Genomic DNA, 17828 nt, shown 5'->3' with positions numbered 1-17828 from the left:
CCGAGCCACCGCCCGGCCTCCACCACCGCGCCCCCACCCAGATGAGCGACGCCACCCGGGCAGAGATCACGATCAAGGCCGCCGCCACGCCGATCACCTCTGCACGATGACCCGTACGGCGGGGGACGCGGTCGCGGCGCTGCAGAGCGTGATGCGTGCTGCCGGCAGCGCCCTGACTCGATGGTGGTGCAGCCGGCGGCGACCAGGTCGAGAATCGTTGCCGTGGTCGGTGCTCGCCGCTTGCCAAGGCACTACTCTTTGGTACCATGTAGTGGTACTCGGTGGCACAATATACCAGGAGAACCGAAGAGGATCCGCGATGGACGACCTGACGGAGATGCTGAAGGGCACGCTTGAGGGATGCGTGCTTGAAATCATCGGGAGCGAGGAGACCTACGGGTACGCCATCACGCGTCGGCTGAACGAACTCGGCTTCGCCGACGTCGTCGAGGGGACGGTTTACACCATCCTGCTGCGGCTGGAAAAGAACGGGCTCGTCCAGGTCACGAAACGACCGTCCGGGCTGGGGCCGCCGCGCAAGTTCTACGCGCTCAACGACGCGGGACGCGAAAGACTCGCAACGTTCTGGGCGAAATGGGAGTACATCACATCACGGATCGACAAGCTGAAGGAGGGTGGGAGATGAACCTCTGGGAGGCCATGACGGGCAGCGATCTCACCAGGGAATGGAAGGCGTTCGAAGCCCGGGCCGAGGCATTGCCGGCCGACTACCGGGCGGCGTGGGAAGAGATCAAGGTCCATCTTTTTCCCTACTCGGACTTCACAGGTCGAAACCTGATGCCGATTCTCGACGGCGCCCTGGGGCTGCTCGAAGAGACGGCGTCCGGCGGGCGGAGCGTGCGCCAGGTGCTGGGTGACGACTTCGAGGGCTTCTGCGCGGAGCTGGCCGGCGGAGAGAGGGCCCGCAGCTATCGCGACCGGTGGCGCGAGCAGTTGAACAGGAACGTCGCAAGGAAAGTGGGCCGGCTAGGAGGCTGACGTGGGCATCCAAGACGTCATCGAGGGCAAGAGGCGGTGGCGGGCGCACATGGCGCGGGTCAAGGCGCTCCCGCCGGACTATCAGATCGTCTACAAGGAGATGCAGAGGTACCTCTTCAAGGCCGGACCGATCGACTTGCTTGACGGGCTCTCGCTCTCGGGGATCATCGATTTCTTCGAGGAGGGCGTCGCGACCGGCAAGGGAGTCCTGGAACTCGTCGGCAACGATGTCGCTGCCTTCTGCGACGACCTGATCAAGGACTCGCGCGCCCGCGCGGATATTCATCAGGAGTCGGGGGTGGACCTGTAGTGGAACCGGTCCGTACGGTAAGCGCCTTGCCACAGGCCGGGGCAGGGTCCTACAGGGCTCGCGCGGGGTCGTTAGCGTACGTTCCCGTTTCGGCGCAGCCCACCTGTGATCATGGTTTCGGGGTGGATCGGCTGGTGGGTGACGCCTGGCGACGGTGATCTTCGTGTCCTGGCTGTGAGGGTGTCCGTCGACCTCTCGGAAGCGTCCGAAACCCCGACACGGAATCAACGTTGAAAACAGCCGTCACCGAGCCGGGTTTCGGTACATGATCGAGGCTATGAGAACGGAGAGCCGATGCCACCAGGGCTCGGTCGACATCAGCCCTTTGACGCCGGCTGCTGGATCGCTGGGGCGGCGTCGGCCGGGCCGGCGGCAATGACTGCGTCGAGCATGCCTTGTGACGCCTGCAGGTCTTTGATCGCGTGGGTGATGCGCTCGCGCTCTTTGCGCAATTGCGCTACCAGGTCGGAGCACACGGGCGCAAGGTTCGGGCCGTCGTCGCGGACGCAGGGCAGGACCTGGGCGATGGTGTCGCCACCGCCGTGGAGGAGGGCGTGGAGACCTTCGCCATCGCCGGGTACTCGCTCGGCAGCCCGGTCGCCATCCGGGCCGCCACTCGTCACCCTGATCGCGTGACCGCTCTGGTCCTCACCGCGGGCTTCGCCCACCCCAACCCGCGGTTCCTGCTCGCGGCCCGGATGTGGCGCGACCTGCTCCGCGCGAACGACCTGGAGCACCTGGCCGGCTTCCTGGCCCTCATCGGCCTCAGCGCCCCCGCCCTGGACGCCGTCAGCCAGGACGACCTCGACACGGCCATCAAGACCACCGCGGCCACGACCCCGCCGGGCGCGCCGGAGCACCTCGACCTGCTCATCAACCACGTCGACGTACGGGCTGATCTCACGGCGCTCAGGGTGCCGACCCTCGTCATCTCCACCACGCTCGACCAGCTCGTCACCCCGCACCACCACCGCCAGCTCAGCAACGCCATCCCCGAGGCTCGCTACGCCGAGATCCCCACCGGGCATCTCCCCTTCGTCGAGCAGCCCGAGCAGTGGGGCACCCTCATCCGCGACTTCCTCCGCGACAGCCGCACCTGACGACAGCCCCGCACCGACGAAGCGCATGCCGTCGATCGCGGCGACCATCCCGCCACCCAGCGCCCGGGCGAAGCCGATGGCGGCCTGGGCCTCGACCAGGTGCGGGTTGGCCGCGGTGAAACCGGCGGCGCGCAGGTAGGTGCGGCCGGCGTGCCCGATCCGGCGCCGGTCCAGCGCGGGTACGCCGGGGCTGGACCGGCCCGTATCCGATGTTGAGGGCTTGGCTGGTCAGGCAGGCCGCCACGGTGACGTTCAGGTCCGCCATCCGGCTCGTCCCGCCGGACAGGGCGGTCAGCGAGGAAGGAACTGCGGCACCCAGCCCATCACCTCCAGGACCTGGTCCCCGATGTCGATGCGGGGGCAGCATGGCCGCCACCCGCTTGCGCAGATCGATCAGCGACGGCGGATCCTTGATCGCCTTGTCGCTCGTGGTGGATCTTCCCCTGCCCGTCCACCCGCACGTCGGCGTTGGCCGCCAGGCGTCCGCCCAGGTCCTGATCACTAAGGAACTCGACCGGCATGGCCCGCACCATAGAACCCAAGCACCACGAGCCGAACGATAAGCGATCGGACCGTTACGTAGGGCTGCGCCGAAACGGGAACGTACACTAACGACCCCGTGCGAGCCCTGCAGGACCCTGCCCTGGCCTGCGGGCGACGTCGCGTCGGCGGCCGTGTCAGCGCGGCAACGGTCCGGTGTCAGCGCTTTCGGTGATGGTGGATGCCATGAACCGTTCGGCGATGGCGCAGTCCGCTCCCACGCTCTCAAGCTTCCGCTCTGCACCTCATCCATGCGGTGTTGCTCGGTCCAGGTAGTCGGTGATACTTTGTACCGGTAGTAAGCACCACCGAGTAGTCCACGGCCGGCAAGGCATCCCCGGGACAGGCTCGAAACGGAGATGCCCAAGGGAACGCTGGAGGGCATCGTCCTGGCGCCCCCTGTCCAGCCGGCCCGCCTACGGCTACGAGATCACGGCGTGCTGCGGGATCAGCGCTTCTCCGACATCGACGAGTTCTGGCGGACCTGGGGCTTCCCGGCCGACCGGCTCGAACAGCTCCGCACGGGAGGCAAGGAGACATGACGACAGGAACGAGCGAGCCGAAGAGCCGCTACCAGCAGTACTTCGAGATAGTCACCGGATCGCTGGAGGAGAAGAAGCGCTACCGGCGGTACAAGGCACGTATCAAGCAGCTTCCCGAGAACTACCGCATCGCGGTCGAAGCGCTGGAGCGGTACCTGATGCACTTCGGGCCGGTCGACGGCGCCGGGGCGATGGCGATGTACGACGACCTTGCCGAGCTGTTCGAGCAGGCCGCGGCGGACGGCACCCCCATCCGCGACATCTTCGGCGAGGACCCGGTGGAGTTCGTCGAGGCGTTCGTGGCCAACTACCCCCTCGGCCAGTACAGGAACCGGGAGCGCAACCGCCTCGCCAGCGCCGTCGAGCGAGCCGCCGGCGAGAACTCCACGACGAAGGACAGGACGGACTGATGACGACACAGCAAGCTGCGGCGATCCAGGTGCAGGGCCTGGAGAAGTCGTACAAGGAGCTGCGGGTGCTGCGCGGCGTGGACTTCACCGTGGCGCGGGGCAGCATCTTCGCCCTGCTCGGCTCCAATGGGGCGGGCAAGACCACGGCCGTGAAGATCCTTTCCACGCTGCTCAAGGCCGACGCGGGGACGGCACGGGTGAACGGCTTCGACGTCGCCGCCCAGGCCGCGGACGTACGCGCGTCGATCAGCCTCACGGGGCAGTTCGCCGCAGTGGACGAGATCCTCAGCGGGCGGGAGAACCTCGTGCTGGTCGCCCGGCTGCGGCATCTCAAGGACGCGGGCGCTATCGCGGATGAGCTGCTCGCCCGCTTCTCCCTCACCGACGCGGGCGGACGGAAGGTCGCGACGTATTCCGGCGGCATGCGCCGCCGCCTGGACATCGCGATGAGCCTCATCGGGAACCCGCCCGTCATCTTCCTCGACGAGCCGACCACGGGCCTCGACCCCCAGGCCCGCATCGAGGTCTGGCAGGCCGTCAAGGAACTCGCCGGCCGCGGCACCACGGTGCTGCTCACCACGCAGTACCTGGACGAGGCCGAACAGCTCGCCGACCGGATCGCGATCCTCCACGAGGGCCGGATCATCGTCAACGGCACCCTGGCCGAGCTCAAGCAACTGCTCCCGCCCGCCAAAGTCGAATACGTCGAGAAGCAGCCGACCCTCGAGGACGTCTTCCTCACCCTCGTCGGCACGAAGGCCTGAGGAACAACGATGAGCAAGCACTTCTTCACCGACACGACCGTCCTGCTGGGACGCTCCTTGCGTCACATCACGCGCAGCCCCGACACCATCATCACCACCGCGATCATGCCGATCGCCATGATGCTGATGTTCGTCTACGTGTTCGGCGGCGCGATCAGAACAGGGTCGGACTCGTATGTGAACTACATGCTGCCCGGCATCCTGCTCATCACGGTGGCCTCCGGCATCGCCTACACCGCGTACCGGCTGTTCATGGACATGAAGGGCGGCATCTTCGAGCGCTTCCAGTCCATGCCGACCGCGCGGTCGTCGGTGTTGTGGGCGCACGTGCTGACCTCGCTGGTCGCCAATCTGATCTCCCTCGTAGTCGTCATGCTCGTGGCCCTGCTGATGGGCTTCCGCTCCTCGGCGGGAGTGCTGGCGTGGCTGTCGGTGGCGGGCATCCTGATCCTGTTCACCTTGGCGTTGACCTGGATCGCCGTCATCCCCGGCCTGTCCGCCAAGACCATGGAAGGCGCGAGCGCGTTCTCCTACCCGCTCATCTTCCTGCCCTTCCTCAGCTCGGCCTTCGTGCCCACCGACACCATGCCCGGCCCGCTGCGCGTCTTCGCCGAACACCAGCCGGTGACCTCCATCGTCAACGCCATCCGCGCCCTGTTCACCGGGCAGCCGGTCGGCACCGACATCTGGATCGCCCTCGCCTGGTGCGCCGGCATCCTCACCGTCGCGTACGGCATCGCCATGAGCACGTACCGCCGCAAGATCTCCTAGGCGAGTCCATCGCGCATGTCATGATCCCTCGACCCCGTCCCCTGTCAGGCCGCCTCCGGCGCGCCGGAGGCGGCCTGACAGGAGAACTGCTTCACGGCATCGCGTGGACGTGGTTACAGCGGTCAGGCGCACCGGCCGTCACGACCGGGAGCGGAAGGCGGCCAGTTCCTCGGCGGCCTCGTTCAGGTCCTTGGCCGTGTCGATGGCGCGCCAGTACACCCCTTGCGGCAACTCGTAGCCCGCCAGGCGGCGCCGGCGGGCCAGGTGCGGGAAGGTGCTGCGCTCGTGGTCGCCCCTGTCCGGCAGCATCGAGGCGAACGCGGCGGAGAAGACGTAGACGCCGGCGTTGACCGGACAGGGCGAGGGCGGTGCCTCGACGAAGTCGAGGACGTTGCCGAACCGGTCGACGTCGACGGTGCCCCACGGCAGCCGTGGGCGGGCCAGGGCGAGCGTGGCGTGGGCGTCGCGCTCGTGATGGAAGGCCGCCATGGCGCGCAGGCCGAAGCGGGTCCAGATGTCGCCGTTGGTGGCGTACCACGGCTCGCCGGGGCGCGGCAGCGAGGCGGCGGCGAACTTCAGGCCGCCCCCACGTCCGAGCGCCTCCGTCTCGACCACCGGGATGACCTTGAGGGGCAGGGACACCGTGCCGAGCCAGCCGAGCACCACCTCGGCCAGGTAGCCGCAGGAGATGACGACGTCGCTCACTCCCTCGGCCGCCAGCCATTCCAGCTGGTGGCCGATGATGGGCAGGCCGGTGCCGGGAATCTCGACCATCGGCTTGGGCCGGGTGTCGGTGTAGGGGCGCAGGCGTGAGCCCTGCCCGCCGGCGAGGATCACGGCCTGAGTCACCGGCCGCGAGGCGGGCGGCGACTCCCCGGCGGACGGGATGAGATCGTCGATGGTCATGTCGGCAATCCAGGAGGGCTCGGGGCGGCCGGTCGCCGGGTTCGGCCCGCAGCCGCCGCGCGGTCACGGCCCGGCAGGGGAGGTCGCGGGTTCAGGTGACGCGGCGCTGCAGGAGCATGCCCGGCCACTCCCCCACGGTGAAGGGGGCCGTGCGGGTGAAGCCGCAACTTTCGTAGTAGGCGACCAGGCGGCCGTCGTCGCCGGCGTAGCAGTCGACGCGCAGCAGGCTCACGCCGAGCTCGCGGGCCCGCTCGTAGGCGTGATCGAGCAGGGCCCGGCCGACGCCCTGCCCGGCGAAGGCCTGGTCGATGACCAGGCACTGGACGTACAGCTCGCTCTCGGCGGCGGGGGTGACGTAGTCGTGGGGGGCGCCGACGACCAGGCAGCCGGCGGGCCGGCCGGCGACCTCGGCGATGCGCATGCCGCCGCCTTCGGCCCAGCCGGCGATCTGCTGGGCGCGTTTGTCGTCGCCGGTGAACGGGCGGCTGCCCCACTGGCCGGTGCGGCCCTGCGAGACCAGCCAGGCCACGGCGCTGTCGAACATGGCCAGCACGGCGGGGACGTCGCCGCCGTCGCCTTTGCGGATGTGCATGGAGGTCAGGTCTTCTCCTTCAGGGCGCTGCCCTTCTTCCACTTGGAGAACGACAGCTGCCAGTAGCCCCAGCCGTTGTTCCATTCTAGGTCGCGGTCGGTGCCCTTGACGTCGACGACGTCTCCGCGCTGGACGTTGTCGAAGAACCATTTGGCCTGGTCGGGGCGGGCGTTGATGCAGCCGTGGCTGACGTTCTGCCTGCCCTGGGCCCAGACGTTGTTCTTGGCGTGGACGTACTCGCCGGAGTTGGAGATCCGCACCGCGTGGTCGATCATGACGTCGTAGTACTCGGGGTCGCCCTTCTTGCGGCCCGGGGAGATCATGCGGACGGGGTTCGCACGTTCCATGGTCAGGTGCACGCCGGAGGTGGTGGTGTACTCGCGGGTGGTGGCCTTGCCGGCGCTGATGCGCATGGTCTTGACGCGCTTGCCGTCCTTGTAGACGTACATCATGTGCTTGGCGACGTCGACCTTGCTGATCTGCTTGGCGCCGATCTTGAGGTTCGCGGTGTAGTCCTTGACGCCGTAGAGGCCCTTGCCGCCCTTGATGCCGGTGATATCGGCGTGGAACTTCACCGTCTGGTGGGCCGGCCAGTACTTGGCGGTGCGGTAGATGACCTTGTTGTCGGCGACCCAGCGCCAGGCGCCGTCGACGGGCTTCTCCGCCTCCACATCGAGGGCGCGCTCGATGGCGGCCTTGCTGGTGACGGGCTGGTTGAACGTCACGATGATGGGCGCGCCGACGCCGAGGGTCTCGCCCTTGGCGTTGGGGGTGACGTCGACGACCTGCAGCGCTCGCTCGGGCTTGGCGGTGGTGAAGCCGCTGGTGGAGGAGGTGGCGCCGGCCTTGGCGGTGACCGTGTAGTCGGTGGACGGCTTGAGCGGGGTCTTGGAGATCCACCGGGTCCTGTCGGCGTTGAAGCGGCCCTGGACCGGCTCGTCGTCGCCCTCGACGGTGACGTCCTCCAGGGCGCCGCCGGAGGCCGCGACGGTGATTCTCTTCTCCGGGCTGACCTTGGCGCTGCCCTCAGCGGGAGTGATCTTGATGGTGGGCGCCTGCGGGGTGGCCGAGGTGGTGGCCTCGGGCGCGTCAGGGGTTCCCGAGGGTGCGCCACCGGAGCATGAGGCCGTCAGCGCCGCCGCAGTGAGCAGCGCGAACGCGGTGGCGGGCTTCCTCCAAGCAGGCGCAGCGTTCAAGACGATCCTTTCCCATAAGGGCACCAAGGCACCCCAAAAACCATAATGCTCCTGCAAGTGAGACGACGAATGATTTAGGAGAGTTCGGTCACATTTCAATCACTTCTGCGCGGGTGATCTCCCGCAGGTCAGCGCGTTGCGAGGCGGTGGGTGAGGCCGGTGTGCCGGCGTCCCGCCCCTCTGGTGCGCACGGCCTGGGCCAGAGCCCGGCGCGAGCCGACGATCACGACGAGTTTCTTGGCGCGCGTGATGGCGGTGTAGAGCAGGTTGCGCTGCAACATCATCCAGGCGCTGGTGGCCAGCGGGATGACGACCGCGGGATATTCGCTGCCCTGCGAGCGGTGGATGGAGACGGCGTAGGCGTGGGCCAGCTCGTCCAGCTCGTCGAAGGCGTAGTCGACCGCCTCGTCCTCGTCGGTCAGGACGGTCAGCTTGTGCTCGTCGGGACGGATGTCGGTGACGATGCCGACCGTGCCGTTGAACACCCCGGCCGCGCCCTTGTCGTAGTTGTTGCGCAGCTGGGTGACCTTGTCGCCGACGCGGAAGACACGGCCGCCGTAGCGGCGCTCCGGCATGCCCTCCCGGGCCGGGGTCAGCGCCTCCTGCAAGGCCGTGTTGAGCGCGCCCGCCCCGGCCGCGCCGCGGTGCATCGGCGCCAGCACCTGCACGTCGCGGCGGGGATCGAGCCGGAAACGGCGTGGGATGCGGCGGGCGACCACGTCGACCGTCAGCGCCGCGATCTCCTCCGGCTCCTCGCACGGGAACAGGAAGAAGTCCCCCATGCCTTCCAGGACCGGATGGTGACCGGTGTTGACCCGGTGGGCGTTGACCACGACGCCGGACTCCTGGGCCTGGCGGAAGATCTGCGTCAGCCGCACGCGCGGCACGTCCTCGGCGGCCAGCAGGTCCTTGAGCACCTCTCCGGCGCCGACCGAGGGCAGCTGGTCGACGTCGCCGACGAACAACAGGTGCGCGCCCGGGGCGACCGCCTTGACGAGCTTGTTGGCCAGCAGCAGATCCAGCATCGACGCCTCGTCGACCACGACGAGATCGGCGTCCAGCGGGTTGTCGCGGTCGAAGGTGGCCTCGCCGCCCGGGCGCAGCTGCAGCAGCCGGTGCACCGTGGTGGCCTCGTGGCCGGTCAGCTCCGCCAGGCGCTTGGCGGCCCGGCCCGTCGGCGCGGCCAGGATCACCCGGGCCCGCTTCGCCCTGGCCAGCAGCACGATCGAGCGCACGGTGAAGCTCTTGCCGCAGCCAGGCCCGCCGGTCAGCACCGCGACCTTCTCCGTCAGCGCCAGGCGCACCGCCTGGCGCTGCTCGGCCGCCAGCTCGGCGCCCGTCTGGCCGCGCAGCCACTGCTCGGCCCGCTCCCAGTCGACGTCGGCGAACGCCTTGAGCCGGTCGTGGCCGTTGCCCAGCAGCCCCCGCAGGCCGGAGGCCAGCGACAACTCCGCCCGCTGGAAGGGCGGCAGGTAGACGGCCGGCACCACGTTGTCGCCCGCGGGGATCGGCTCGCGCACCACGCCCTCGGCCGCCACCAGCTCCTCCAGGCAGGCGGACACCAGGTCGGCGGGCACCTCCAGGATCTTGACCGCGTCGCCCACCAGGTTGGGGGCCGGCAGGTAGCAGTGGCCGTCGTCGGCGGCCTGCGACAGGGTGTAGCGCAGCCCGGCCATGACCCGCTCGGGGCTGTCGTGCGGGATGCCCACCGCCTGGGCGATGGTGTCGGCCGTCTTGAACCCGATCCCCCACACGTCGTCGGCCAGTTTGTACGGCTGCGTCCTGACGACGGAGATGGACGACTCGCCGTACTGCTTGAAGATGCGCACCGCGATCGAGGTGGACACGCCGACACCCTGCAGGAAGATCATCACCTCTTTGATGATCTTCTGTTCCTCCCAAGCGGCGGCGATCATCTTCGTCCGCTTGGGGCCCAGCCCCGGCACCTCGGCCAGGCGCCCCGGCTCCCGCTCGATGACCTCCAGCGTGTCGACGCCGAAATGGTCGACGATCCGCTCGGCCATCTTCGGGCCGATGCCCTTGATCAGTCCGGAGCCGAGATAGCGGCGGATGCCCTGCACGGTGGCCGGCAGCACCGTGGTGTAGGACCACACCTCGAACTGGCGGCCGTAGCGGGGATGGGAGGTCCAGCGGCCCCGCAGCCGCAGCGACTCGCCCACCTGCGCACCCAGCAGCGGGCCGACGACAGTCAGCAGATCGGAGCCGGAACGCTCGGTCGCCACCCGGGCGATCGTGTAGCCGCTGGTCTCATCGGCGTAGGTGACGCGTTCAAGCACTGCGCACAGTTCGGTAACGTTATTTTCTGCACCTGCGTCCGGCCTTCCCACACGATGAGATTAGGGCAGATCAACATCTCCCGGCACCTGCCCCGAGCCGCTGAGCCCTCGAATCATCATGAACGCGTGAGCACTTCTTCCCTCTCCGGGCCTTGATGGCGTCCCGCCGGGGCTTCACATCACCTCCTCCTCGGTCGCGGAGCGCGGCGGCGAGGACGAGCGCCCGACTCATCCTCGAACGCCCGGACCGAAACCCCGAGTTGGGTGGCACCGTCACCCGCTGCGGCCTGTGACTCTCCATTTCGGGGCTCATGACACGGATCCGAGCGGGCTACACCTATGTCAGACGGCGTCTGTCCGCCCGTCCCCATCAGAAACGGGGACGGCAGTTATGACGGGATTATGACGGCCCCATGGTTGCCTCGGGGGACCCAGACGCAACACATCCAAGGACGTAGGGAAAGGCAAATATGAGATCGCTGCTAAGGCTGGCGGCCACGGCTGCGCTTGTTGCCGTGGGCACTGCCAGCGTGGCCACGCCTGCCGGGGCCGCCTATGAGCCCTGGATCCGCGGGGAGTGGGGGACGTACGTTGCGACAACGCCCAACTTTAACGACACGCGGCACTGCACATGGGATCTGACGAATCGTGCCGCCCGGGCCTGCGCCACGAAGTCTGCCGTCTACGTCGGCGACGGTGCGCCGGACAGTCGGTCCGCGGTGGGTGAGATGGTCGTACACGTCCACGGCTCCACCCATAGGGTTGTGTGCCGCAACGGCGCCGGCTACGGAAAATGGGTCAAGTGCTCGATCGACACCACTGGCGCGTCTTACATCGAGGTCGGGGCAGGAACGTACGGCTATGACGGCTACCACGGCTTCAGGGCTCCGAGAGGAGTTTACGCGTGGCCTACCTAGGATGGGGAGATCGACGTCAGCCTGCAGGCTCCGGTGAGGAGCCGAACTTCAACCGGCGATCTGTACACAATGGCACTTCCCCATAAGGGCCCTCGTGGAGTTGGACCGGGTTCGGTGGACACCTGATCTCAGTTCATCGACTGGTGGGTGCGCGACGTTCCCTGGTACGACCCGCAGATCACCGCCGAACGTCACGCCCAGGGACGCGAGGCGTGGTGGTACCTCCACGCGGGCAACGTGAATCCGACACCGAACATGTTCGTCGGCTACGACCCCGGCCAGCTGCGCACGCTGCTCGGCCCGATGGCTCACCAGGCCGGCGTCGACGGGTTCCTCTACTACCGGGTCGACCGCTGGTACGGCCATCCGATCCTGGACGACGGCCCGCTCAGCACCTGGGACCCGCGCACGTGGAACACCTACGCGGGCGACGGATCGCTGCTCTATCCCGGCCCCGACGGACCGATCCCGTCGATCCGGCTGGAGAACGTGCGCGACGGCCTGGAGGACTACAACCTCCTGGAGTCGCTGCGCGAGGCGATCGACGGCGCCTCGACCGGCGCCGACCCGGCCCTGCCGGCGAAGGCGAGGCGGCTGGCCGGCGCGAAGGACGTCGTCACCGACACCTACGAGTACGTCTGGGCGCCCGCCGCCTACCGCGACTGGCGGACGGACGCGATCAAGGTCACCACACGGCTCCGACCCGGAGGCGCGCAGCGATGACGAGCCGACGCACGTTCCGCAACCAGCTCGGGCTCAACGGTCAGGACATGGCCCGGCTGGCTCGGCTGGTCGCGGGGAGTCCCGTCACCGGGGACGGACACAGGCACGGGCACGGGCACGGCGCGAAGGAGGGCTCCGTCCCGCTGCCGGGACGGAGCCCTGGTGACGTCCGGGTCGTGGCCGCGGCGCCTCACCCCTCGCGCGCGGGGCGAGGCCCCTCGGTCACCCTGTCACTGACCGCCGGGAGCGCCACCGCCGCCCGGAGCGCCACCGCCGCCCGGAGCGCCACCGCCGCCGGGGGCGGGAGTGGTCGGGCTCGGGCTGGGCGCGGGAGCGGTCGGGCTCTGCGTGGGCTTCGGACGGGTGCAGCTGCTGAAGCCCTCGTTGTAGCCGTCCCGGAAGCCGCGCCGGAAGGCGCCGCTGCCGGACATCTGCAGGTCGTGGTCCCGGCCGGCGCGGCAGTCCGCGCGGCCCTCGGCGAAGCCGTCCCTGCGGCCCGCGTTGTAGCGCCGCCTCTTGGCCCTGCGCCGCGGCGGCTGGGCGAGTTCTTCGGTGGCACTGTGCATGGTGGTGGAGGTCGTCGCGGTGAGGTTCTGGGCGATGGACACGGCAGAGGTGTCCGAGGCAACGGCCGGGTCGACGGCCAGTGCGGCGATGAGCGCTGGACTGAGCAGCAGCACGCCTGCCTTGGAGCGCTTCATGCTTCCCCCTTTTTCTGCGGTCGCCGGGCCCGGCGTGACGGTCGATGCCGTCGCCGTGGTCCGGCGTCTTCCGACAGCGTGGCGAATGCCTTGTCACCGGCCCGTCATGCGGGCGTGACCGGGGCGTGACGGCGCCCGCATGGGAGGAAGGCGCTCCGTGAGCAGACCCGCGACCCGCTCGCGCAAGCGGGGCGTCGGCGTGATGCCGAGTTCGTCGCGCAGATTTCGCTCGAACGCCTGGAAGTGACGGAGTGCATCAGCCTGGTTACCCTCGGCCAGATGCGCGTCCATCAAGGCGGCGCAAGCGCTTTCCCGCAGCGGTTCGGCGTGGACGGCCACGCCCGCGGCAGCCACCGCCTCGGCGAAGCGCCCCGCCTGCAGGAACCAGCCCGACAACGCCTCCAGCGCGTGCAGGCGCAACTGGTGCCATTCGTCCGAGGCGGCCAGCACCCAGTCGTCGTACCAGCCGGGCAGCAGGCCGTCCGACAGCGCCTCGATCGAGCCGGCGCACACGTCGCCGTCCTGCGGGGGCTCCAGCGGGTCCAGCAGGCGCCGCGCCAGGGACCTGGCCTCGTCGAGGTCCACTCCGACCTCCGGGCACAGTCCGAGGCCGCTCGAGTCGACGCGCAGCAGCCGCCGGCCGTCCCCGTCCAGGCGGGCCAGCGCGGAACGCAGGCTGGCCTGCGCCCGCCGCTCCGGCACCCCCGGCCACAGCGCCGCCGCCATCACCGACCGGGTCACCGTGTTCCTGCTGAGCGCCAGGTACGCCAGCAGGCGCTCCGATCCGCTGGACAGCACGATCTGCTCCTCACCGGCCATCAGCCGGAAACCACCGAGAAGCATGAGAAGGACGGCCCGCGAGCCGCTGTCCGCCATCTCCGGTCCCCTTCACTGTGCGGGATCAGACTCATCCGTGGGGGACCCAGACCATCGGTCTGCTGCACACCCTACCTGCGGCGATAGCACCGAACCGGTAGAAAATCGTCGGTGCCGTCACGAAATTTCGGCAACGTCGGCGCCCTCCGGCGTCCGGAGGCGCGGGCGCGCTCCCGCGTGGCGGGCCCGGACGGACGGTCAGGAGGAAAGGGCCCGACCCGGCCCCCGCGTGGCGGCTAATCTTGTCGCCCATGACGCAGGTGGGACACAGGACGGCACGTGCGCTGCTGCGCAGGCTCGCCGTCGAACAGGCCGAATGCAGGGTGCCGTCGCTGACGGCCGCGATCGTGCGCGACGGCGCGACGGCGTGGTTCGGCGGGCGCGGTCGCGTCGACGGCGCCGCACCGACCGCCGCCACCCAGTACCGGCTCGGATCGATCACCAAGAGCATGGTCGCCGTCGTCGTCATGCGGCTGCGCGACGAAGGCACGCTACGGCTGACCGACCCGCTGGACGAACACCTGCCCGGCGCGCCACTGGGGCACCTGACGATCGCCCAGCTGCTGTCGCACACCGCCGGTCTGACCGCGGAGCCGCCCACCGACTGGTGGGAGCGCACCCCCGGCGTGCCCGCAGCCGAGTTGCTGGACCGTCTCGGGCCTGGCGAGCTCAAACACCGGCCAGGCCGGCGTTTCCACTACTCCAACCTCGGCTTCGCGCTGCTCGGCGAGCTCGTCGCCCGCCTGCGCGGCACCACGTGGCTCAAGGCCGTACGCGCCGAGGTACTCGACCCGCTCGGCATGCACGACACCACCGCCCGGCCCCGCGCCCCCCACGCCACCGGCTACGCCGTGCACCCGTGGGCCGACGTGGTGCTGGCCGAACCCGAACACGACGCCGACGCCATGGGCCCCGCGGGACAACTGTGGTCCACCCCGCACGACCTGGCCCGCTGGGCGGCCTTCCTCGGCGGCGACACCGCGGGCGTGCTGTGCCCCGGCACCCTCGCCGAGATGCGCGAGCCGGCCGGCGTCGACGACGGCGACACCTGGACCGGCGGGTTCGGGCTCGGCCTGCAGCTGGCCAGGCCCGGCGGCCGCCGCCTGGCCGGCCACACCGGGTCGATGCCCGGCTTCCTGGCCACCGTGTGGGCCGACCCCGCGGCCGGCGGGGGGGTGCTGTTCATGGCCAACACCACTTCCGGGCTCAGCGGCAGGCTCGCCACCGACCTGCTGGACATCCTGGAGGAGTACGAACCGCGGCTGCCCGACGAATGGCAGCCGGCCGCCGCCGACCCCCACCTGCTGGAGCTGACCGGGTTGTGGCACTGGGGGCCGAAACCGTACGCGCTGCGGCTGCTGCCCGAGCGCGGGCTGTCGCTGGAACCGGTCGGCGGCGGCGGGCGGGCCTCCCGGTTCGTGCCGCAGGACGACGGCACGTGGCTGGGCCTGGACGGCTACTACGCCGGGGAGACGCTGCGGGTGGCGGCCGACCACCTCGACCTCAACACCTTCATCTTCACCCGCGACCCCTACGACCCCGGCGCGCCGGTGCCGGGGGGCGTGACCGGCTGGCACGCCTGACCCCAGCCGGACGGCCGCTCCCCTGGCGGTCGCCCGGCGCCGCGGCGCCGGGTCAACCATGTTCGGCCCGGTCCTGGGCAGGTGGGGCGGAACCCTCCCCCCGGTTCCCGGGGAGATCGCCGCGCTGATGCGGGAGCTCTCCCCGGCAGGAAGAGCTCGTCGAGTAGCGAGGACCGGCAACGATGCAGTCGAACGAAGACCTGGCGGCAGGCTCCGGCAGCCTGCGAGAGGCCGAGCAGGCGTTCCAGGCGGTACGCGGGCGCCTGTTCGGGATCGCGTACCGCATGCTGGGCAGCGTCAGCGAGGCCGACGACCTGCTCCAGGAGGTGTGGATCCGATGGCAGACGAGCGACCGGCGCAACGTGCGCAACGCCGAGGCGTTCCTCGCCACCACGACCACCCGGCTGGCGATCAACGTGCGGCGATCGGCACGGGCACGCCGCGAGACCTACGTCGGCCCGTGGCTGGCCGAGCCCGTCGACACCAGCGCCGACCCGGCGCTGGGCGCCGAGCGCGCCGAAGCCCTGGAAGTCGCGGTGCTGATGCTGCTGGAGCGGCTCACGCCCACCGAACGCGCGTCGTACGTGCTGCGCGAGGCATTCGACCACTCCTACGAGCGGATCGCCGAGATCATCGGGCACACCCCGGCGAACGTGCGCCAGCTGGTCAGCCGCGCGCGCAAGCACCTGGCCGCGGGGCGGCGCGCCAGCGTCGCCGCCTCCGAGCAGCGGCGGCTGCTGACCGCGTTCGTGGCGGCAGCCCGGTCAGGGGAGATCGCCGGGCTCGAGGCGCTCCTCGCCGAGGACGTCGTCTCCTACTCCGACGGCGGCGGCGCCGTGCGCGCCTCGAAGTTCCCGGTCGTCGGCCGCCACCGCGTGGCCAGGTACGTGCACGCGTTCGCCGGCACGTTCTGGCAGGGCGTGACGGTGGAGCCGGTCGAGGCCGACGGGCACGCCTCGGTCCGGCTGTCCCACGAGGGGCGGGTGGTCGCCGTCGTCACGGTGAGCGTTACCTCCGACGGCATCGACCGGGTGTTGTGGATGATGAACCCGTCGAAGCTCGCCGCGGTGGCCGCATGAGCCGCGCCGCCCGGCCCCGCGGGCGCCAGGGCCGGGCGATGCGGGCCACTCCGGCAAGGGCGGCGTGGCCGGGCCTATAGTGAGTCAGATGGCTGACTCGAAGGGTTCGCGGGCCACGACGGCGACCGCCAAACGGCAGCGGCTGACGGCCGCCGCCGCCCGGGTCGTGCACCAGCAGGGCGTCGAGCGCACCACCATCGCCGACATCGCCCGCGCCGCCGACGTTCCCGTGGGCAACGTCTACTACTACTTCAAGACCAAGGACGACCTCGTCGCGGCCGCACTCACCGAGCACGCCCACGCGCTGCGGACCCTCACCACCCGCCTCGACCGCATCCCCGACCCCAGGCAGCGGCTCAAAGGCCTCGTCGAGGCCTGGGTCGGCGAGCGCGAGCTCGCCGCCCGCTACGGCTGCCCCACCGGCACCCTCGCCGCCGAGCTGGGCAAACGCGAGGAGGGCGGCCTCCACGAGGAGAGCGGCAAGGTCATCCGGCTGCTGCTCGACTGGGCCGGACGCCAGTTCCGGCAGCTCGCGCTGCCCGACCCCGACGGGCTCGCGCTGACGCTGGTCAGCGCCTACCAGGGCATGTCGCTGCTGGCCAACGCGCTGCGCGAGCCCGGCGTCATGACCCGCGAGGGCCGGCGGCTGACCGACTGGCTCGACTCCCTCCCCGACCTGCGCGACTGACCCGCGACCGGCTCGGCCGCCGTCGCGCGCCGCGGCGTCGTGCCGGACCGCCGGCGCGGGTAGGGTCCGAGCGGGAGGAGACCATGTGGTCACGCGCCTAGGGAGCCGGATGAAACCCGTGTACACGGCCGTCGCCGTCCACGTGCCCGCGCCGCCGGAACGCGTCTTCGCGCTGATCACCGACTGGCCGAGGCACCGGGAGTGGATGTTCATGACCACCGCCCGCCAGGTGGGCGAGCACGCCGTAGAGGCCTACACCGGCGTGCGGCCGTTCGGCTTCCTCGACACGATGACGATCACCCGCTGGGAGCCTCCCACTCTGGTGATCATGAACCACACCGGGCGCGTGGTGCGCGGCCGCGGCGCGATCCGGGTGCGGCCGCACGACGGCGGCAGCCGGGTCGTCTGGGCCGAGGAGCTGCGCCTGCCGTTCGGGCCGCTCGGCCGGGCCCTGTGGCCGCTGGCCCGCCCGCTCGTCCGCGCCCTCGCCCGCCACTCCCTGCGCAAGCTGGGCGCGCTGCTGCGCCGCTGATCCCGCCGACCCTGCGCGGGATCGGGTCGATCGACGCCGCACGGGGGCGTGCGCGGCTCCGGACGTGCGGTCAGATCAGCGCCGGCGGACCTGACGTCGGCCGGTCAGAACTGCGGGATTACCGTGGGAAGAGGTGTCGATCCGGCGTGGGGGGACGACGCATGAAGCGACGCTCCATGAAGACTGTGATCGCCGCCGGGGCATTCCTGGCCGCGATCGTCACGGGTTCGGGGGCCACCGCGGCGGCCATGGGATCTCCGCCGATCCCTTCCCCGAGTCCTTCTCCCACGGGCCCGCAGCCG

General features: G+C 70.1%; 20 protein-coding genes and 1 pseudogene. 13 read left to right on the top strand and 8 right to left on the bottom strand.

Annotated features, from left to right (window positions below):
• Window positions 1-319 precede the first annotated feature (319 nt).
• Genes ACZ6SA_RS27330 through ACZ6SA_RS27320 form a run of 3 tightly spaced genes read left to right on the top strand, consistent with a single transcriptional unit; the run spans window position 320 to window position 1309 of the window.
• The gene (locus tag ACZ6SA_RS27330; protein ID WP_347648102.1) at window positions 320-646 is read left to right on the top strand and encodes a PadR family transcriptional regulator; all 327 of its coding nucleotides are present in this window, start codon (window positions 320-322) and stop codon (window positions 644-646) included.
• Window positions 643-999, top strand: a complete 357-nt coding sequence (locus ACZ6SA_RS27325; RefSeq protein ID WP_347648103.1) for a DUF1048 domain-containing protein — start codon at window positions 643-645, stop codon at window positions 997-999. The genes ACZ6SA_RS27330 and ACZ6SA_RS27325 overlap by 4 nt, the downstream gene beginning before the upstream one ends.
• Before the next feature lies 1 nt (window position 1000).
• Window positions 1001-1309 (top strand): DUF1048 domain-containing protein, encoded by a 309-nt coding sequence (locus ACZ6SA_RS27320; protein ID WP_465831242.1) that lies wholly within the window; start codon window positions 1001-1003, stop codon window positions 1307-1309.
• A 317-nt stretch (window positions 1310-1626) separates the two neighbouring features.
• Here ACZ6SA_RS27320 and ACZ6SA_RS27315 read toward each other — a convergent pair whose 3' ends face one another.
• Window positions 1627-1785: a hypothetical protein gene (locus ACZ6SA_RS27315; RefSeq protein WP_465831240.1), complete on the bottom strand. Its 159-nt coding sequence runs from the start codon at window positions 1783-1785 to the stop codon at window positions 1627-1629.
• A 78-nt stretch (window positions 1786-1863) separates the two neighbouring features.
• On the opposite strand from ACZ6SA_RS27315, the gene ACZ6SA_RS27310 reads away from it, so the two are divergent.
• Window positions 1864-2409: an alpha/beta fold hydrolase gene (locus tag ACZ6SA_RS27310; protein ID WP_465831238.1), complete on the top strand. Its 546-nt coding sequence runs from the start codon at window positions 1864-1866 to the stop codon at window positions 2407-2409.
• A 27-nt stretch (window positions 2410-2436) separates the two neighbouring features.
• Here ACZ6SA_RS27310 and ACZ6SA_RS27305 read toward each other — a convergent pair.
• Window positions 2437-2583 (bottom strand): annotated as a pseudogene (locus tag ACZ6SA_RS27305) (hypothetical protein); the annotation flags it as partial.
• A 725-nt stretch (window positions 2584-3308) separates the two neighbouring features.
• Between ACZ6SA_RS27305 and ACZ6SA_RS27300 the strand changes: the two are divergent.
• The 4 genes from ACZ6SA_RS27300 to ACZ6SA_RS27285 are packed head-to-tail and all read left to right on the top strand — an operon-like array spanning window position 3309 to window position 5436.
• The gene (locus ACZ6SA_RS27300) at window positions 3309-3491 is read left to right on the top strand and encodes a hypothetical protein (protein WP_465831236.1); all 183 of its coding nucleotides are present in this window, start codon (window positions 3309-3311) and stop codon (window positions 3489-3491) included.
• Window positions 3488-3901, top strand: coding sequence for a DUF1048 domain-containing protein (locus tag ACZ6SA_RS27295; protein ID WP_347648108.1), 414 nt, complete (start codon window positions 3488-3490; stop codon window positions 3899-3901). Before ACZ6SA_RS27300 ends, ACZ6SA_RS27295 begins: the two co-directional genes overlap by 4 nt.
• Window positions 3901-4665, top strand: a complete 765-nt coding sequence (locus ACZ6SA_RS27290) for an ABC transporter ATP-binding protein (protein ID WP_347648109.1) — start codon at window positions 3901-3903, stop codon at window positions 4663-4665. Before ACZ6SA_RS27295 ends, ACZ6SA_RS27290 begins: the two co-directional genes overlap by 1 nt.
• Window positions 4666-4674: 9 nt before the next feature.
• A complete protein-coding gene (locus ACZ6SA_RS27285; RefSeq protein WP_347648110.1) occupies window positions 4675-5436 on the top strand; it encodes an ABC transporter permease in 762 nt (253 codons plus the stop codon).
• A gap of 138 nt (window positions 5437-5574) precedes the next feature.
• Here the strand turns inward: ACZ6SA_RS27285 and ACZ6SA_RS27280 are convergent, their stop codons facing one another.
• From ACZ6SA_RS27280 to recD2, 4 genes are all read right to left on the bottom strand, one after another.
• Window positions 5575-6342 (bottom strand): nucleotidyltransferase family protein, encoded by a 768-nt coding sequence (locus tag ACZ6SA_RS27280; protein ID WP_465831233.1) that lies wholly within the window; start codon window positions 6340-6342, stop codon window positions 5575-5577.
• A 91-nt stretch (window positions 6343-6433) separates the two neighbouring features.
• On the bottom strand, window positions 6434-6934 hold the full coding sequence (locus ACZ6SA_RS27275; protein ID WP_347648112.1) for a GNAT family N-acetyltransferase: 501 nt from the start codon (window positions 6932-6934) through the stop codon (window positions 6434-6436).
• Between the two features lie 5 nt (window positions 6935-6939).
• The gene (locus tag ACZ6SA_RS27270; protein ID WP_347648113.1) at window positions 6940-8130 is read right to left on the bottom strand and encodes a L,D-transpeptidase; all 1191 of its coding nucleotides are present in this window, start codon (window positions 8128-8130) and stop codon (window positions 6940-6942) included.
• Window positions 8131-8258: 128 nt separating this feature from the next.
• Window positions 8259-10427: an SF1B family DNA helicase RecD2 gene (gene recD2 / locus ACZ6SA_RS27265; RefSeq protein ID WP_347648114.1), complete on the bottom strand. Its 2169-nt coding sequence runs from the start codon at window positions 10425-10427 to the stop codon at window positions 8259-8261.
• A gap of 1064 nt (window positions 10428-11491) precedes the next feature.
• Here recD2 and ACZ6SA_RS27260 point away from each other — a divergent pair.
• Complete coding sequence (locus tag ACZ6SA_RS27260; protein ID WP_465831231.1) at window positions 11492-12067, top strand: DUF4091 domain-containing protein; 576 nt, start codon at window positions 11492-11494, stop codon at window positions 12065-12067.
• 230 nt (window positions 12068-12297) lie between these two features.
• On the opposite strand, the gene ACZ6SA_RS27255 is transcribed toward ACZ6SA_RS27260, so the two are convergent.
• Window positions 12298-12768: a hypothetical protein gene (locus tag ACZ6SA_RS27255; protein ID WP_465831229.1), complete on the bottom strand. Its 471-nt coding sequence runs from the start codon at window positions 12766-12768 to the stop codon at window positions 12298-12300.
• 93 nt (window positions 12769-12861) lie between these two features.
• Window positions 12862-13644, bottom strand: a complete 783-nt coding sequence (locus ACZ6SA_RS27250; RefSeq protein ID WP_465831227.1) for an AfsR/SARP family transcriptional regulator — start codon at window positions 13642-13644, stop codon at window positions 12862-12864.
• Between the two features lie 251 nt (window positions 13645-13895).
• On the opposite strand from ACZ6SA_RS27250, the gene ACZ6SA_RS27245 reads away from it, so the two are divergent.
• The 4 genes from ACZ6SA_RS27245 to ACZ6SA_RS27230 all read left to right on the top strand — a co-directional run bounded on the left by ACZ6SA_RS27245 (window position 13896) and on the right by ACZ6SA_RS27230 (window position 17526).
• Window positions 13896-15227, top strand: coding sequence for a serine hydrolase domain-containing protein (locus ACZ6SA_RS27245; protein ID WP_465831225.1), 1332 nt, complete (start codon window positions 13896-13898; stop codon window positions 15225-15227).
• A 182-nt stretch (window positions 15228-15409) separates the two neighbouring features.
• The gene (locus tag ACZ6SA_RS27240) at window positions 15410-16306 is read left to right on the top strand and encodes an RNA polymerase sigma-70 factor (RefSeq protein ID WP_465831223.1); all 897 of its coding nucleotides are present in this window, start codon (window positions 15410-15412) and stop codon (window positions 16304-16306) included.
• An 88-nt stretch (window positions 16307-16394) separates the two neighbouring features.
• Window positions 16395-16994: a TetR/AcrR family transcriptional regulator gene (locus ACZ6SA_RS27235; protein WP_465831221.1), complete on the top strand. Its 600-nt coding sequence runs from the start codon at window positions 16395-16397 to the stop codon at window positions 16992-16994.
• Between the two features lie 109 nt (window positions 16995-17103).
• Window positions 17104-17526, top strand: a complete 423-nt coding sequence (locus tag ACZ6SA_RS27230) for an SRPBCC family protein (RefSeq protein WP_465831219.1) — start codon at window positions 17104-17106, stop codon at window positions 17524-17526.
• Window positions 17527-17828: the final 302 nt, after the last annotated feature.

The sequence above is a fragment of the Nonomuraea sp. NPDC049378 genome (assembly GCF_055586745.1).
This window is presented reverse-complemented; position numbering and strand designations above follow the sequence as displayed.

What these genes read in the sequence shown, in the direction of transcription:
- ACZ6SA_RS27330 (WP_347648102.1), top strand. Translation starts at nt 320, where the DNA reads ATGGACGACCTGACGGAGATGCTGAAGGGCACGCTTGAGGGATGCGTG.
- ACZ6SA_RS27325 (WP_347648103.1), top strand. Translation starts at nt 643, where the DNA reads ATGAACCTCTGGGAGGCCATGACGGGCAGCGATCTCACCAGGGAATGG.
- ACZ6SA_RS27300 (WP_465831236.1), top strand. Translation starts at nt 3,309, where the DNA reads ATGCCCAAGGGAACGCTGGAGGGCATCGTCCTGGCGCCCCCTGTCCAG.
- ACZ6SA_RS27295 (WP_347648108.1), top strand. Translation starts at nt 3,488, where the DNA reads ATGACGACAGGAACGAGCGAGCCGAAGAGCCGCTACCAGCAGTACTTC.
- ACZ6SA_RS27290 (WP_347648109.1), top strand. Translation starts at nt 3,901, where the DNA reads ATGACGACACAGCAAGCTGCGGCGATCCAGGTGCAGGGCCTGGAGAAG.
- ACZ6SA_RS27285 (WP_347648110.1), top strand. Translation starts at nt 4,675, where the DNA reads ATGAGCAAGCACTTCTTCACCGACACGACCGTCCTGCTGGGACGCTCC.
- ACZ6SA_RS27280 (WP_465831233.1), bottom strand. Translation starts at nt 6,342, where the DNA reads ATGACCATCGACGATCTCATCCCGTCCGCCGGGGAGTCGCCGCCCGCC.
- ACZ6SA_RS27275 (WP_347648112.1), bottom strand. Translation starts at nt 6,934, where the DNA reads ATGCACATCCGCAAAGGCGACGGCGGCGACGTCCCCGCCGTGCTGGCC.
- ACZ6SA_RS27255 (WP_465831229.1), bottom strand. Translation starts at nt 12,768, where the DNA reads ATGAAGCGCTCCAAGGCAGGCGTGCTGCTGCTCAGTCCAGCGCTCATC.
- ACZ6SA_RS27250 (WP_465831227.1), bottom strand. Translation starts at nt 13,644, where the DNA reads ATGGCGGACAGCGGCTCGCGGGCCGTCCTTCTCATGCTTCTCGGTGGT.
- ACZ6SA_RS27245 (WP_465831225.1), top strand. Translation starts at nt 13,896, where the DNA reads ATGACGCAGGTGGGACACAGGACGGCACGTGCGCTGCTGCGCAGGCTC.
- ACZ6SA_RS27240 (WP_465831223.1), top strand. Translation starts at nt 15,410, where the DNA reads ATGCAGTCGAACGAAGACCTGGCGGCAGGCTCCGGCAGCCTGCGAGAG.
- ACZ6SA_RS27235 (WP_465831221.1), top strand. Translation starts at nt 16,395, where the DNA reads ATGGCTGACTCGAAGGGTTCGCGGGCCACGACGGCGACCGCCAAACGG.
- ACZ6SA_RS27230 (WP_465831219.1), top strand. Translation starts at nt 17,104, where the DNA reads ATGAAACCCGTGTACACGGCCGTCGCCGTCCACGTGCCCGCGCCGCCG.